This window comes from Variovorax sp. 10N432, from assembly GCF_056394465.1.
The window spans coordinates 106,188-121,129 of the sequence record NZ_JBFTHX010000003.1 but is presented as its reverse complement, the minus strand read 5'-3'; the positions used below and the strand labels follow the sequence as shown (position 1 = coordinate 121,129).

The following is a 14,942-nucleotide window of genomic DNA, read 5'->3' as shown; positions in this document are numbered from 1 at the left end:
CCCGGTGCTCTCACGCACCGACGCGGAGACAAGGCACATGACCCAAGCCATCTACTGTTTCGACACGGCGAGCGTTCGCTTCGCCATCCATCCCGAGGGCCCGGACGGCGAGCGCTGCATCGTCGAGATCGCCGAAGACCCGCTGCGAGACCTGTTCGGCGCCTGCGGCGGCGGCGACAGCCTGGTCGACGCCTATCTGATGAACGCCGACCTGATCAACGCACTGGCTCTCGCCCGCCATCGCGAGACCCAGGGCCGGCCGGTGCGACTGGAAACGGCCGACTTCGAAACGTCGGACATCGGCGTCTGCCACTGAGGCCGAGTCCTACGGGCGCCCCCGCCAGCCGGACATGAAATCGGCGCCATGACGCCCACCGCCCTGCAATTGCTGCAGCTGCTCCAGCAGCTGTCGCAAGCCAGGATCCGTTTCAGCTGCAGCCAGCTGTCGGGCGTTGCCGGCGGCCGTTCGAAGGAGCCGGAGGTGCCCGCGCGCATCTCCGCCCGGGAACGCCTGGCGCTGCGCCTTTTTGCCGTGCTGGACGACAAGGAGCGCTCCGAGGTGATGCTGGCCCGTGCCCAGTTCCTCCAGCTGCTGCTCCAGAGCGCGCCGCAGCGGCTGCAGGGCTGGAGCGACCAGGACCCGCTCGACCGCATGCCGCCTTCCCGCCTGTTTGAATGGATCTCCCATGACTTCGAACGCCTGGAGCTCGCGCAGATCGAGGCCCAGATGACAGCGGGCGAAGCTGCGCGCTACCTCGGACGGGTCGGGCCGGCGCCGTCGTCCCCCGGCTGACTCACCAGGCCGCCGCGCCGCCCGTCAAGGCGCGCCGGGCGAGCAGGAAGGTGGCCGCGTTCCAGCTCTGGCCGGGCATGCCCATGGGCGCCAGCGTCCGGCCGTGGAACCACTCGGTGAAGCGCCAGTCGTCGAGCGCGTTCACCTTCGCCAGCCGGGCCAGATCGGACCAGGCTTGCGCCTCCAAGCCCAGGCGGGCCAGCGCCAGGACCCAGAAGCCGCCCACGAAGGGCCAGATGCCGCCGTTGTGGTACTGGTGGACCATGTTCTGCTGATGGCGCGCCATGTAGGGCCGCCAGAGCTCGTGCTGGCGCGACAACGGATGCAGCACCACGCGCACCGGATAGGGATCGCCGGCGCCCGCGGCGGCGATGGTGTCCACGATGCGGCGCGCCATCGAGGCGTCGGCCAGCCCGCTCTGGATCGCAAGCACGTTGCCGAACACGTCGCCCTCGTCGCCGACGACCGCGAGATTCACGAAGCTGAGATAGAGGCCGGGATCGCGCCGGCCGCGACGCGCATAGTGCCGCAGCAGGCGCGCCCGATGGTACTCGGGCAGGTCGCGCTGGAACGGGTTGAACAGGTGGTTGGAGTGATGCAGCGTGGCCTCGGCATGGTCGAGCGCAAAGCGGCGCTTGACCTCGTACCACAGGGCATTGGTGTACAGCACATAGCCGGAACGCGGCATGATGTCGGCCCAGTCGCTGGCCTCGTTCTGCTGCAGCAGCCGGAAGTGCTGGTGCTCCTGCGCCAGCAGCCAGCCGAGCGCGCGATCCACCTCCGCCTGCCAGTGCGAGGCGCCGACCTGGCCGTGGCGCCGCACATGGTCCACCGCGATCAGCCACCACAGGGTGGCGTCGATGCATCCCAGGTACCAGAAGTCGGCATCGCGGCCCTCGGGATCGACGTACTTGGGAATCTGGCCGTTGCCGGCTTGCTGCGCCGCCAGCGCGTCGAGGCTGGCTACCGCGCCCTGCTCCAGCGCCGGCACGCCGCTGCCGCACATCGCCATCACGCAGATGGCGGCATCGCGTCCGAAGATGCGCGTGTAGCGCCGGGCCACCGCCGCCTCGGTGCGGGTAGCCGCGAGGATGCCGTGCGGCGTCAGGTTGCGCTGCAGGAGGTCGAGCGAGGCTTCGGCGCAGGCATCGATCTGCGCGAGCGTGGGGGCATCGGGGTAGGTCATGCGTTCGTGATTCGCCGCCAACCAGCGGCGGAGCACGCATTCTCGCGGCAGGCGCGGGCACCTGCCCCGGCGTTGCCGCTCAGGTCGCGAAGGGCGCTTGCTTGAGGAAGCCGGCCGCCGGGCCCAGCACGAAGAGGTTGGGGGACTGGCTGGCGGGCATGCCGGCCCGGATGCGGGCGTGGAAGCTGCCGTAGGTGCCTTCGAAGGCCCCGTGATTCCAGACCTTCAGGAGCTGTTCGGTGAAGGCGCCGTTGTGGTCGCCGTCCAGCGAGACCTGGTTGTCCTGGCAGCCGGACATCAGGATCACCGAAGGCTTGAACTCGCCGATGACAGTCGACGCCTGGCCGGCCGTGCCCACCTGGGACAGGGCCGCGTCGGGATCGGTCACCTGGCCGCCGGCCGCCTTCGCCACATCGTTCTGCAGCTTGTCGTAGAAGGCCTTGTGCGCCTCGTAGACGCGCATCGCCACGCCGGCGGGCATCAGGCGCGCCCGCGTTCCGGGCGGCGGTATCGGCGGCCGGTCGCGTGTCACGGTGCCGCTGTGGCAACTGTCTGAAAGCACCAGGATCCGGACGCCGGCGCCGAACTTGCTGAGCTCGAAGTAGAGCTCGTCGTCGATCAGCTGTCCGTCGAAGAGGCACCAGGTCTCGTCCTTGCGGTCTTTCTCGTCATGGTCGATGTCCGGGACCTGGCCGCCATGGCCGGAGTAGCTCATGAAGAACAGGTCGCCGGGCTTGAGCGCCTTGGCCGCGCCGCGGATCGCCGCGAGGACATTCGCTCGCGTGGCCTTCTTGGTCAGCAGCACGGTGGACGCCATGCCTTTGGCCTTGGCGATCGCCGCCATGTCCGAGGCATCGAATTCGCATGCCGCCAGGGGGCCATCCCAGCCCTCGTAGGCGGCCGCGCTCACGGCATTGAGCCCGATGTGCAGCGACAGCGCGGTGGCTTCGTTGCCCGGCTTGGGTTTCTTGGCGGCCATGGTGTCCCCCTTCTTGCGTGCTCGATGGAGATCGAGGGCAGCCGAGCGGCCGCCGGGGTCGCGATGATAGGCGCGATTCGCGGGCGGAGAAAGGGCGATCTGCGTCGAGTTCTCCGCCCTGACCCTCCCCGAAGCGCCTTGTCTCGAAGGGAAAACCCTGATCCGCGGCGCCTTCTCTTGATTCACAATCAGTATACTGATCGACAACGATGAAGCGTGACACAGATGCCGGTCTCGCCGAGGGCGAGATCCCGCCTCCCCCGATTCGATACCTTGAAGGAGTTCCGACGATGTTCCCGAAAAATGCCTGGTACGTCGCCTGTTCGAGCGACGAAGTGACCGATGCGCCGCTCGGTCGAACGATCTGCAACGAGCGGCTGGTGATCTACCGCGACAGCGCCGGAAGCGCAGTCGCGCTCGAGGACTTCTGCCCGCACCGAGGCGCGCCGCTGTCGCTCGGCCGCGTTGTCGACGGCAAGCTGGTCTGCGGCTACCACGGGCTTGAAATGGGCTGCGACGGCAAGACGGTCGCGATGCCGGGCCAGCGCGTGCGCGGCTTCCCGCCGATCAGGAAGTTTCCGCTGATCGAGCGCTACGGCTTCGTCTGGATCTGGCCGGGCCAGGCCAGCGAGGCGGATGCCTCCAAGCTGCACCACCTCGAATGGGCCGAAAGCCCCGACTGGGCCTATGGCGGTGGCCTGTACCACATCCAGTGCGACTACCGCCTGATGATCGACAACCTGATGGACCTCACGCACGAGACCTACGTGCATGCATCGAGCATCGGCCAGAAGGAGATCGACGAGACGCCGACCCAGACCCGCGTCGAGGGGGACGAGGTCATCACGAGCCGCTTCATGGAGAAGGTGTCGGCGCCGCCTTTCTGGCGCATGGCCCTGCGCGGCAACGGCCTGGCCGACGACGTGCCGGTCGACCGCTGGCAGATCTGCCGCTTCACGCCGCCGAGCCACGTGATGATCGAGGTCGGCGTGGCGCATGCCGGCAAGGGCGGCTACGAGGCCGATCCGGCACACAAGGTATCGAGCATCGTGGTCGACTTCATCACGCCCGAGACCGACACCTCGATCTGGTACTTCTGGGGCATGGCGCGCAACTTCAAGCCCGGGGACGCCGAGCTCACCGCCACGATCCGCGAAGGCCAGGGCAAGATCTTCGGCGAAGACCTCGAGATGCTGGAGCGGCAACAGCGCAACCTGCTGGCGCACCCTTCCCGCTCCTTGCTCAAGCTCAACATCGACGCCGGCGGCGTGCAGTCGCGGCGCGTGATCGAGCGGCTCATCGCGCAGGAAGAACCGGCAAACGTCGCCGCTGCCGGCGCCTGAGCCATGCAAGCCATCGAATTGAACGTGCGCGTGGCGAGCAAGACCGCCGAGGCACTCGACATCTGCGCCTTCGAACTGGTGCAGCCCGACGGCAGCGCCCTGCCGGCGTTCTCGGCGGGCTCGCACATCGACGTCCGCCTGCCGACCGGCATCACGCGCCAGTACTCGCTGTGCAACGACGCCAGCGAGACCCACCGCTACCTGATCGGCGTGCTGCGCGATCCGGCCTCGCGCGGCGGATCCCGCGCCATGCACGAGCAGGTCAACGAGGGCGACCTGCTCCGCATCGCGGCGCCGCGGAATCACTTCGCGCTCGACGAAGAGGCGCCGCACAGCCTGCTGCTGGCCGGCGGCATCGGCATCACGCCGCTGCTGAGCATGGCGGAAAAGCTGGCGGCGGCCGGCCGGTCGTTCGACATGCACTACTGCACCCGCTCGCCCGAGCGCGCGGCGTTCCGCCACCGCATCGCCGCGGCCGCGTTCGCCGGGCAGGTCCGCTTCCATTTCGACGACGGCCTCGACGCGCAGAAGCTCGACATCGACCGCACGCTCGCGGCCGCGCCGGCCGACACCCATCTCTACGTATGCGGACCGAAGGGCTTCATCGACTGGGTGCTCGCGCGTGCGCGCGGCGCGGGCTGGGCCGAATCGAGGCTGCACTTCGAGTTCTTCGGTGCCGAGGTCGCGGCGTCAGCGACCGACGGCGCGTTCGACGTCAAGCTCGCGAGCTCGGGGCGCGTGATCCGCGTGCCGGCGGACCGAACCGTCGTCCAGGCGCTTTCACAAGCCGGGGTCGAGATCCAGGTCTCCTGCGAACAGGGCGTGTGCGGCACCTGCCTCACGCGCGTGCTCGAGGGCGAACCCGAGCACAAGGACCTGTACCTGACGCCCGAAGAGCAGGCCGCGAACGACCAGTTCACGCCCTGCTGCTCGCGCTCGCGCTCGCCGCTGCTGGTGCTCGATATCTAGGGCTCGGGTTGGTGGGACAATCGGGCGCCGCTCGCCAGCGGCGGCGCCCTCTCTTCCCTCTCCCTCGCCCATGTCGACCCCCACCGACGCTCAAGCCTTCATCGACCTCGACCAGCAGCCCGGCCACCTCATACGGCGGGCGCACCAGATCTCGGTGTCGGTCTTCCTGGACGTCGTCGGCCGCGAGGTGACGCCGATCCAGTACGCCATGCTGATGCTGCTGGGCCAGCGGCCCGGGCTCGACCAGCTGACCGTGGCGCAAGAGGTCGCGATCGACACCTCGTCCTGCGCCGACATCGCTGCCCGGCTCGAGGCCAAGGGACTCATCACCCGCCACGTGGGCGCACGGGGACAGCGCAGCCTGCACCTGACGGACGACGGCCGCAGCCTGATCCAGGATCTCTCGGTGCCGATCCAGACACTGCAGGACACCCTGCTCGAAGGCCTGACCGAGAACGAAAGCAGCGAGCTGCTGCGCCTGCTGCGAAAGTTCGTCAGCCTCAACAACGAACGCAGCCGGGCGCCGCTGCGCAAGCGCCGGCCTTGACCGGCGCAGGGCGAACGCGCCCTATTCGAAACTGACGCCGTGCTCGCGCACCGTCGAGACGAAAGCGTCGTGCTGCGCGCGGAAGAACTCGGCGAACTTCGCCGGGCTCATGCCATAGCCTTCGAAGCCCTGCTGCGTCAGCCGCTCGTGCACCGCTGGGTCCTTCAGCGTCTGCTGCAGCGCGGCCGACAGCTTCTCGGTGATCCCGGCCGGCAGCCCGGGCGGCCCGAAGAAACCGGCCCAGGGCGTGATGGTCAGCTTGCCGAGCCCGAGCTCGCCCGCGCTCGGCACGTCGGGCAGCAGCGCACTGCGCTGCGGCTGCAGCGTGACGAGCGCTCGGATGCGGCCGTCGCGCACGAAGGCGGGCGCCAGTGTTCCGGTGGTGAACATCATCTGCACCTGCCCGCCCAGCAGATCGGTCATCGCCTGCATGTCGCCCTTGTAGCGTGCGTTCACGACCTTGCGCCCGCCGAGCAGCTGCAGCATCGCGAGCTCGGAAGCGCTGTTGCTGGACGCCGAGTTGTAGGCGCCGGGCCGGGCCGCGACCATCGCCAGCAGATCGCCGACGCTCTTCACCGGCAATGAAGCCGGCACCACGAGGAACATCGAGAACTGGCCTGCGCTGCTGATCGGCGCAAAGGCCTTGAAGGGGTCGTAGGGCGGATTCGGCCGCAAGGTCGGCGCCGCCACCATCGCGGTGTTGGTACCCATCAGCAGCGTGTAGCCATCGGGCCGTGCGCCGCTCACGGCTTGCGCCGCCAGCACGCCATCGGCACCCGGCCGGTTCTCGACCACCACCTGCTGGCCCAGCTGCCGCGACAGGCCCTCGGCCATGATCCGCGTGATGGCGTCGGCGCCGCCACCGGACGCGAAGCCGACGATCAACCGGACCGGCTTCTCGGGATAGGCTTCCGCGCCCCAGCTCGCGCCGTGGGGCAGCGCCAGCGCTGCGGCGATGGGCGCAGCCCACCGGAGGATCGTCCTGCGTTGCATCTCTGTCTCCTTGCGACTGACAAACCTGGCGCCGCCAAGTCGGGCATGGGTAGCGGAACGGGAGAGCCGGACGGCTCGCCGCAAAGGGCCTAGCCGGGCGGCACGGGTTCCTGCGCCTGTACCAGCACGGCCCCCTGCGACAGCGGACCGACGTTGCGCCGGTACTGCTGCAGCCAGCCGGTGTGATGGGCCAGCGGCGGCGCGCGCCAGTCCGCGCGGCGGGCCTGCAGCTGGGCCTCGTCGAGGGCGACGTCGAGACGGCGGGCGTCGAGATCGATGGTCACGATATCGCCGTCCTCGAGCAGTCCCAACGGTCCGCCGAGCGCGGCCTCGGGCGAGACTTCGGCAACCACCAGGCCCTTGCACACCAGGCCGGAGAGATGGCCGTCGGTCAACAGCGCGACCTCGTCGCCGAGGCCGGCGCCGTCGATCGCGAAGACGACGCGCGAGGCGCCACCGCCCATCGCAGGACCGCCGCAGGCTCCGGCACCGCGCATGACCACCACCTGGCCGGCACGGATGCGACCTTGCTTCAGCGCCGCAATCGCTTCGTCGGAACTCCAGAAGCACAACGCCGGACCGCTGAAGCGGCGCACCTTCCGCTCGACGATGCCGGTCTTGATCAGGCCCGATTCGGGCGCCAGGTTGCCGCGCAGCAGGATGATCGCGGGCCGCGGCGCGACCGGCCGGGCGATCGGCCGGATGACTTCCGCATCCGCCACCTCGATGCCCCGCAGGTTGCCTGCGACCGAGTCGCCGCTGACCGTGCGCGCGCCGGTGTCGAGCAGCGGTTCGAGCTGCTTCATCAGCGCCCGGCAGCCGCCGGCCGCCTCGAATTCCTCGATGCTGTGCCCGCCGATCGGGCGCACGCCGGCGAGCACCGGCGTCTCGGGCCCGAGCCGCTCGAACAGGCCATACACGTCGACGCCGCATTCGCCTTCGGTGGCCACGGCCTGGAGGTGCTTGGCCGCGTTGAGCGAGCCGCCGATCGCGAGCACCGCGCGCACGGCGTTCGCGAACGCGCCAGGCGTGAGGATGTCGCGCGGCTTCAGGTCGTCCCGCACCATCTGCACGATGCGGGCCCCGGCCGCACGCGCATCGGCCATCATCTTCGGGCTCAGGGCCGCGACCGGCGCGCTGCCCGGCAGCGCCAGGCCGAGCGCTTCGCAGACGACGTGCATCGTGTTGGCGGTTCCCAGGCCGGAGCACACGCCGGGGCCGCGGATCGCCTCGCGGCTCATCTCGATCAGCTCGCCGACCGGCAGCGTGCCGGTGACGGCATGCATCGCGCCGATGAAGACCTCCTCGATGTCCATGTGGCGGCCCCGGAACTCGCCACTGGGCTGGTAGCCGCAAGGCACCAGCAGGGTCGGAACGTTGAGCCGCGCCGCCGCCATCAACTGCCCGGGCACCGTCTTGTCGCAAGACGTGAGGCAGACCATGCCATCGAGCTGCGCGCCCTCGACCGCGACCTCGATGTCGTTGGTCACGAGGTCCCGCGCCGCCAGCATGTAGGCGCCCCGCGCTCCGGCGCCGGTGATGAAGTCGCTCGGCGCGGCGGTGCGGATCTCGAACGGAACCCCGCCGGCGGCGCGGATCGCGTCCTTGACCTGCACCGCGACCTGGTCCAGATGGCTGAAGCAGGCCGCAAGCTCCGAGGAACTGTTGACGACCGCGATCTTGGGCTTCTCGCAGTCTTCCTCGGGGATGCCGAGCGCGCGCCAATGGGCATTGCGCACCGACCAGAGGTAGGAACCGCGCGGGAAATTGCTGCGCAGCGGACGTGTCATGGTGCGGTCTCCGGGTTGTGCTTGTTCTTCTTCGTGACTTCGACGATGCCGCGGTCGGCATCGACCCGCACCCAGTCGCCGGTCTCGATGCATCCGAGCGGGTCGCGGTCGAAGTCGGTCATCGACGGCGAATGCGAGACCACGGTGCCGAGCGCCACCTTGGTGGTCATCTCGTTGAACAGGAAGGCCGCCGGCACCGTGTTCATGAGCCGCGCGACGTGGAACATCGCGGACCAGCCCGACGACCCCTTGGCCCCCGGGAACACCAGCACCTTGCCCGCGAAGCTCTGGCCGCGCAGCGAGTGGCGCGTCTCGACGACCGTGCCGGTGCGCGGATCGATGCCGCCCCAGCCCGAGATCTGGTCCCGCGTGACCATCGCCTCGCCCTCGGCGACGCCGCCGACCACCTTGCGTCCGCGGATCACCAGGGTCGGACCGCCCAGTGTCTGTCCGCTCATGCCAGGCTCCCGTTCCAGCGCCCCGTACAGGCCGCATCGATGCATTCGGCCGTGCTGCCGAACCAGGCCTGCACGCCGAGGATGGCGGGCAGGTAGTGCGCCTGCTTGGCCGAATCCAGGGCCACGGTCTGCGTGCCCTTCGGCACCGCGCGGCTCATGGCCGAGCAGCTGTCGGTCATGAGGATGCCTCCCGCGTCCTCGATGATCTTGGTGTAGCCGTTGCGGTCGGCCAGCGACTTGATGGCGCGCGGCGTGAAGATCCACAGCTCGCAACCGGGATGCACCTTGCGCCCCTCGATCAGTTGCGCCGCCTCCCAGATCTGCTCGATCGTGTAGTGCGGACAGCCGAGCATCACGTACTGGATGTCCGCGCTGCGGGCGGTGGCGTTGATGGTCTCGTAGGTGGCGCGGCGCTCGGCCTCGCCATAGCGCAGCACCTGCGCCGGCTTGCGGCCGCCCAGGGCCTGCTCGAGACTGAGCGCTTCGGGCGTCACGCCGACCACGTGGTACATCTCGACGCCGCCCGACGACGAGGCCGCGGCGCCGAAGTGCTTGAGCCGCGGCAGGTTCGGCACCCGGCCGATGCCGCGCCGGCTGTGGACCACGGGCACCCGGTCCTGCACCTGCTCGCCGATGAAGTAGCCGAGCAGGCCCCAGTCCTGCACCGACTCGATCTCGATGTCGAGCTCGACGACGTGGGTCCCGAGCCGATGCTCGTCGAGGTGGTAGCCCCAGTAGGGGATGCGGCCGGTGAGCATCGCGGCGCCGGTGCTCTCCCGGCCTTCGGCATTGGTGCGCGCGCCGAGCACCGAGTTGCAGTAGATCACCGCCGACGACTCCATCCAGGCGCAGTGTTCGCCGCGGGTCGGGATGTTGCCGACCTGGTAGGGCGTGCAGGTGTTCATGATCTGGGCGCCGAGTCCGGCCGCGTGGCGCTCGCTCTTCTCGTAGAAGCGCACGATGTCCTCGCTCACGCCCATGCGCTCGGGCTGCCCCGGATCGAAGCCGAGCTGCAGGTGGCTCGTGAAGACCTTGAACTTCGGGATCGGCACCACCTCCTGGCTGTCCAGGCTGAACTCTGAAAACACCGCGTCCATGCCCCCCTGCTTCAACGCGAAATCGCGCTGGAACGGCGTCGTCGACGTGATGGTGGCGCAGACGTTGCGCGTCTCCACGAGCCGCTCGGCGCCCAGTGCCTCGCCATAGCGCACCAGAAGGTCCATCGCCTTCTGCACCGCGGCGCCACCGCTGCCGTCTCGCATCGCTTTCTCGTCGTCGGTCAGGTACATCGCCTGTTGTCTCGCTGGAGGGTTCGAAGAAAAAAGGTCAGCGCTCGGGCAGGCGCGGGCCCGGCACGTGGCCGCCGATCTCGCTCGCGATGCGCCCGGCCACCGCGCGCAGCCGCGGTGCGAGTTCGTCGCGCAGCCGCTCCTCGGGAAACACGAAGCCCGCGCCGCCGCCGTTCAAGGCCATGATCTCGTTGCCCGGCCCGACCAGCGGCACCGACACCGAGTTGATCTCGCGATGGAACTCGCCGAGCGACAGGCAATAGCCGAGGCGCTGGGCCTCGTCGATCGCGCGCAGCATGGCCGGCGCCAGGCTGTCCCACTCGGGGCCGCGCATGAGGCGCATCGAATCGAACAGCTGCGCGCGCGTGGCGTCGTCGAGCGCCGACAGGTAGGCGCGGCCCAGCGCCGAGTTCGGCAGCGGCGCACGCGATCCGACATCGAGGCGGGCCGACAGCATGGTCGAGCGCGGCCGGCAGGCCTCGATCAGCACCATCTCCATCCCGTCGCGCACCGCCAGATAGACCGAGGCGCCGCTTTCCTCCGCCAGCGCCTGCATCACCGGCCGCGCAACGGCGCGGACGTCGAGGCTGCCGAGGAAGACGCGTGACAGCGACACCACGCCCGGGCCGAGCGCCAAGCGGTCGCCGGTCGGCGATGCCTTGAGCATGCCCATCGCCACCAGCGTCGCGACCAGGCGGTTGACCGTCGGCCTCGGGATGCCGGTGATGCGCGCGAGTTCGGCGGGGCTCAGCAGCGGCCGGTCTTCGGAGAAGCTGCGCAGCACCGAGATGCCGCGCTCGAGCGCGCTCACGGTGTCGGAACGGTCCACCCGCGCGTCGGTGGTGTCGGCGGAGGGAACGGGGAGCGGATTGTGTTCGGCGGCCATGCGGAAGTCCTTTGGGAGATCCGCCAATGTAGAGCCTGCCGGCGAGGGTCCGGTCGTCGCGATCATCGTGAGCGGCTCAGCTGTTCGCGGTTTCGAGCGACGGCCGTTCGGCCACCGGCCCGGCGCCGTCGGCACCGGCGCGCAGGTACACGCCCTGAGCCTGCAGCGCCGTCTGCAGCGCGGTCACCTCGACCGCCCTCGGTGCGATCCGTCCCTGCGAGGCCAGTGCCGCTGCCGTGCCCGCCGCCTGTCCGGTGATCCAGCATTGCGGGATCTCGCGCATGAAGCCGTGCGAGTTGCGGTCGCACGAGATGTGGCGGCCGCAGGCCAGCAGGCCGTCGAGCCGCTGCGGCACCAGCGCGCCGTAGGGAATCGAGATGTTCGGGAACTTGGGCGACACGGCCGGAGACACGCCGATCTCGTCGGCCAGCGCGCGGCCTTCGGGCCACTGGCTGCGCAGCACCGCGCCGACGCCGCTCAGGCGCCGCGCATGGCGCACGCCGATCTGCGGCGCGCTCAGCATCAGGTAGGCGCCCTCGAAGCCGGGCGCATGGGCCCGGAAGAAGTCGAGGTGCGCGGCCATCGCCCGGTGCGAGCGCACCTCCACCGCGGTGAGATCGTCGACGTCGAGCGCCGAGTAGCCCGACTGGCGCGGCCCCATGAACAAGGCGACGTCGTTGCGCCAGGAGACGAAGGGGCGCTCGAACAGGCCCAGCTGTTCGCGGCCGCGCGCCATGAAGGCGCTGAACGCGTCGGGGTGGCCGGCCTTGAAGTCGATCCAGCGGCCCATGTCGACGCCGCCGAACAGCCACGAGGTGTTCATGCAATGGTGCACGTCGGCCTCCTCGATGTCGTTGACGAAGGCGGCGCCGGCGCGCGCGAAGAGATCGCCGTCGCCGGTGGCGTCGACCACCACGTCGGCCATGATCGCCATGCGCCCCTCCTTGCTCTCGAACACCACGCCCTTGACCGCGCCGTCCTGCACGATCGGCACCGCGGCCCACGAGTGGTAGATGAGCTTGACCTTGCGCTCCAGCACGATCTCCTGCGACAGCAGCTTGAGGCGCTCGGGATCGATGGTCGGCGACCAGGTGACGATGCCGTGGTAGGCCGCGGTGCGCTGCGCCCAGTGGCTGGCCTTGGCCGAGTCCTGGGAGCCCCAGTCTTCCCGCGACGGCCCGGCCACCGCGTCGGCCGGCAGCCGATCGAACAGCTCCTCGGCGAAGCCGCGGATCACGAGCTGGCCCTCCCAGTCGGTCATGCGGTCGATCCAGATCACGAGGCCGCCGGTGGACAGCCCGCCCAGGTGGTTGTAGCGCTCCAGCAAGGCCACGTCGGCGCCGGCCCGCGCCGCCGACGCCGCGGCGGCGGTGCCCGACGGCCCGCCGCCGACCACCAGCACGCCGCACCGGTGATAAACCGGTATGTCACGGCCCGGCTCGGACCAGACCCCGTGGTCGGGCCGTGCCACGCGACCGTCGCGATCGAAGATGTCGGAACTGAGGATGCGCTCGTCGGTGCGGACGATGGTTTTCATAACTTGGGTCAAAGGCGGGTTGATGCGACTATTTTGATTTTGATGTCCATTTTATTGATATCAATCGGCCTGAAACCCGGGTATTCCCTTGGCTTTGTCCGTCTTTTATGGTTTGACAATCCATTTTCAAGACGGAGACGAAAAATGGACATTCACCGGCAAGCAGGGCGGAACGCGCGGCGGCGATTCGGCCTCCTGCTCGGCAGCGCGCTGCTGGCACTCGCGCCCTGGGCCGGCGCCCAGGACTTTCCGGCCAAGGGAAAGCCGATCCGCATCGTGGTCGGCTTCACCGCCGGCGGCGGCACCGACGGCCAAGCGCGCCTGGTGGCGCAGAAGCTCGGCGAGCTGCTCGGCACCCCCGTGATCGTCGACAACCGTCCAGGCGCCAGCACCATGCTGGCGGCCAGCGAAGTCGCGCGTGCGCCGGCGGATGGGTACACGCTGATGTATGCACCCTCGTCGACCATGGCGCAGAACCCGCACACGCTGTCCCAGGTTCCGTACGACCCCTTCAGGGACTTCACCGCGCTGTCGATGGGCGGCCGCGGGCCGCTGGTGCTGACAGTCAACGACAGCGTGCCGGCGAAGTCGGTCGGCGAGCTCGTGCGCTACGTGAAGGCGCACCCGGGCGCGGTCAGCTACGCGTCCTTCGGCACCGGCACCTCCTCGCACATCTACGGCGAGGCCTTCGTCAAGAAGACCGGCATCGACGCGGTGCACATTCCCTACAAGGGCGGCTCGGACGCCGCCAAGGACCTGATCGCCGGCCGCGTCCAGTACATGTTCGACTCCGCCTCTTCCGCGATCATCACGGTCGGCTCCGGCAAGGTCAGGATTCTTGCCGTGGCCTCGGCCGCGCGCATCCCCGCCTTGCCGGAGGTCCCGACCTTCGCCGAGCAAGGCGTGGAAGGCCTGGACCTGCCGAGCTGGCTCGGCTTCTATGGCCCCGCGAACATGCCGGCACCGGTGGTGGCGCGCCTCAACAAGGCGCTCGGCCAGGTGCTCGAGATGCCCGCGGTGCAGGACTTCTATCGCAGTGGCGGCTACGAGGCCGGTGGCAGCTCGCCGGATGAATTCGCGCGCATCACGCGGTCGACCTACGACCGCTGGGGCGCGATGGTGAAACAAGTTGGATTGGCCAAGGAATGAAATCGCATCGTCTTTCCGTATGTCGCATCGACCGCCGCCGCGCAATCGGCGCGCTGGTCCTGTCCCTCGCGCCCGTGCTCGCAACCGCCGCACCGGCCGCGCCGCCCGCGTTCCCCGACAAGGGACGGCCGATCCGGATCATCCTGGGCCTGGCCGCCGGTGGCGCCTCGGACGCGCAGGCGCGCTTCGTCGCCAGCAAGCTCGGCGACGTGCTGCAGACGCCGGTGATCGTCGAGAACCGCCCCGGCGCCAGCTTCATCCTCGCGACCGAGGAAGTCATCCGATCGGCGCCCGACGGCTACACGATCATGTATGCGCCCTCCTCGGTCGTGGCGCAGAACCCGCAGACGCTCGCCCAGGTGCGCTACGACCCGTTCAAGGACCTGACGCCGATCTCGCTCGGCGCCCGAGGTCCGCTGGTGCTCACGGTCCACGTCAGCGTGCCCGCGAAGACCGTGCAGGAACTGATCGCGTACATCAAGGCCAACCCCGGCAAGCTCAGCTATGCCTCGTTCGGCACCGGCACCTCCTCGCACATCTACGGCGAGGCCTTCGCGCGCAAGGCCGGGCTCGATGTGGTGCACGTGCCCTACAAGGGCGGCTCGGACGCCGCCAAGGATTTCCTCGCCGGCCGCGTGCAGTACTACTTCGACGCCGCGCCGAACGCCATCACGAACACCGCGACCGGCAAGGTCCGCATGCTGGCGGTGGCCGCGCCTCGCCGCAGCCCGATGCTGCCCGACCTGCCGACGATGACCGAGCAAGGCGTGAGCGGTGTCGACATGCCGAGCTGGCTCGCCTTCTACGGCCCGGCACACATGCCGGCTCCGGTCGTCGCCAGGCTCAATGCCGCGCTCGCCCAGGTGCTGGCAATGCCGGCCACGCGCGACTTCTTCCGCCAGGGCGCCTACGAGGCCGAGGCGTCGACACCGCAGCAGCTCGACGAGCTCACGCGCTCGACGTACCAGCAGTGGGGCGGCATCATCCGCGAGCTCGGGCTGACGCGGCAGCAGTGACGCGCAG

At 69.4% G+C, this 14,942-nt stretch carries 15 protein-coding genes; 7 read left to right on the top strand and 8 right to left on the bottom strand.

Features of this window, described 5'->3' with window-relative positions; translation table 11 throughout:
- Positions 1 to 37 precede the first annotated feature (37 nt).
- Both AC1DF3_RS04860 and AC1DF3_RS04855 read left to right on the top strand, forming a co-directional pair.
- Positions 38 to 316 (top strand): hypothetical protein, encoded by a 279-nt coding sequence (locus AC1DF3_RS04860; protein WP_286530500.1) that lies wholly within the window; start codon positions 38 to 40, stop codon positions 314 to 316.
- Between the two features lie 48 nt (positions 317 to 364).
- Positions 365 to 793, top strand: coding sequence for a hypothetical protein (locus AC1DF3_RS04855; RefSeq protein WP_478138983.1), 429 nt, complete (start codon positions 365 to 367; stop codon positions 791 to 793).
- A gap of 1 nt (position 794) precedes the next feature.
- Here the strand turns inward: AC1DF3_RS04855 and AC1DF3_RS04850 are convergent, their stop codons facing one another.
- Together AC1DF3_RS04850 and AC1DF3_RS04845 are read right to left on the bottom strand one after the other, a co-directional pair.
- Positions 795 to 1,979, bottom strand: coding sequence for an amylo-alpha-1,6-glucosidase (locus AC1DF3_RS04850; protein WP_286530504.1), 1,185 nt, complete (start codon positions 1,977 to 1,979; stop codon positions 795 to 797).
- 79 nt (positions 1,980 to 2,058) lie between these two features.
- A complete protein-coding gene (locus tag AC1DF3_RS04845) occupies positions 2,059 to 2,958 on the bottom strand; it encodes a caspase family protein (protein WP_478138982.1) in 900 nt (299 codons plus the stop codon).
- A 290-nt stretch (positions 2,959 to 3,248) separates the two neighbouring features.
- Between AC1DF3_RS04845 and AC1DF3_RS04840 the strand changes: the two genes are divergently transcribed.
- The 3 genes from AC1DF3_RS04840 (at position 3,249) to AC1DF3_RS04830 (ending at position 5,817) form a co-directional block, all read left to right on the top strand.
- Complete coding sequence (locus AC1DF3_RS04840; RefSeq protein ID WP_478138981.1) at positions 3,249 to 4,301, top strand: aromatic ring-hydroxylating dioxygenase subunit alpha; 1,053 nt, start codon at positions 3,249 to 3,251, stop codon at positions 4,299 to 4,301.
- Between the two features lie 3 nt (positions 4,302 to 4,304).
- Positions 4,305 to 5,270 carry a PDR/VanB family oxidoreductase gene (locus tag AC1DF3_RS04835; protein WP_286530508.1) on the top strand — a complete coding sequence of 322 codons (966 nt, stop codon included), beginning with the start codon at positions 4,305 to 4,307 and terminating at the stop codon, positions 5,268 to 5,270.
- Positions 5,271 to 5,340: 70 nt separating this feature from the next.
- Entirely contained in the window at positions 5,341 to 5,817 is a 477-nt protein-coding gene (locus AC1DF3_RS04830; RefSeq protein WP_286530509.1) for a MarR family winged helix-turn-helix transcriptional regulator, read from the top strand.
- 21 nt (positions 5,818 to 5,838) lie between these two features.
- On the opposite strand, the gene AC1DF3_RS04825 is transcribed toward AC1DF3_RS04830, so the two are convergent.
- The 6 genes from AC1DF3_RS04825 to AC1DF3_RS04800 form a co-directional block, all read right to left on the bottom strand.
- Entirely contained in the window at positions 5,839 to 6,810 is a 972-nt protein-coding gene (locus AC1DF3_RS04825) for a Bug family tripartite tricarboxylate transporter substrate binding protein (RefSeq protein WP_286530511.1), read from the bottom strand.
- A gap of 89 nt (positions 6,811 to 6,899) precedes the next feature.
- A complete protein-coding gene (ilvD, locus tag AC1DF3_RS04820) occupies positions 6,900 to 8,600 on the bottom strand; it encodes a dihydroxy-acid dehydratase (RefSeq protein WP_286530513.1) in 1,701 nt (566 codons plus the stop codon).
- Positions 8,597 to 9,058, bottom strand: a complete 462-nt coding sequence (locus tag AC1DF3_RS04815) for an aconitase X swivel domain-containing protein (RefSeq protein WP_478138980.1) — start codon at positions 9,056 to 9,058, stop codon at positions 8,597 to 8,599. The genes ilvD and AC1DF3_RS04815 overlap by 4 nt, the downstream gene beginning before the upstream one ends.
- Positions 9,055 to 10,347 carry an aconitase X gene (locus AC1DF3_RS04810; protein ID WP_286530517.1) on the bottom strand — a complete coding sequence of 431 codons (1,293 nt, stop codon included), beginning with the start codon at positions 10,345 to 10,347 and terminating at the stop codon, positions 9,055 to 9,057. The genes AC1DF3_RS04815 and AC1DF3_RS04810 overlap by 4 nt, the downstream gene beginning before the upstream one ends.
- Before the next feature lie 37 nt (positions 10,348 to 10,384).
- A complete protein-coding gene (locus tag AC1DF3_RS04805; RefSeq protein WP_286530519.1) occupies positions 10,385 to 11,233 on the bottom strand; it encodes an IclR family transcriptional regulator in 849 nt (282 codons plus the stop codon).
- Between the two features lie 76 nt (positions 11,234 to 11,309).
- Positions 11,310 to 12,770, bottom strand: a complete 1,461-nt coding sequence (locus AC1DF3_RS04800; RefSeq protein WP_286530521.1) for an FAD-dependent oxidoreductase — start codon at positions 12,768 to 12,770, stop codon at positions 11,310 to 11,312.
- Between the two features lie 144 nt (positions 12,771 to 12,914).
- Here AC1DF3_RS04800 and AC1DF3_RS04795 point away from each other — a divergent pair, with 144 nt between their 5' ends.
- Both AC1DF3_RS04795 and AC1DF3_RS04790 read left to right on the top strand, forming a co-directional pair.
- Positions 12,915 to 13,919, top strand: coding sequence for a Bug family tripartite tricarboxylate transporter substrate binding protein (locus AC1DF3_RS04795; RefSeq protein WP_286530523.1), 1,005 nt, complete (start codon positions 12,915 to 12,917; stop codon positions 13,917 to 13,919).
- Entirely contained in the window at positions 13,916 to 14,935 is a 1,020-nt protein-coding gene (locus AC1DF3_RS04790; protein WP_286530525.1) for a Bug family tripartite tricarboxylate transporter substrate binding protein, read from the top strand. The genes AC1DF3_RS04795 and AC1DF3_RS04790 overlap by 4 nt, the downstream gene beginning before the upstream one ends.
- The last annotated feature ends 7 nt before the right edge of the window (positions 14,936 to 14,942 follow it).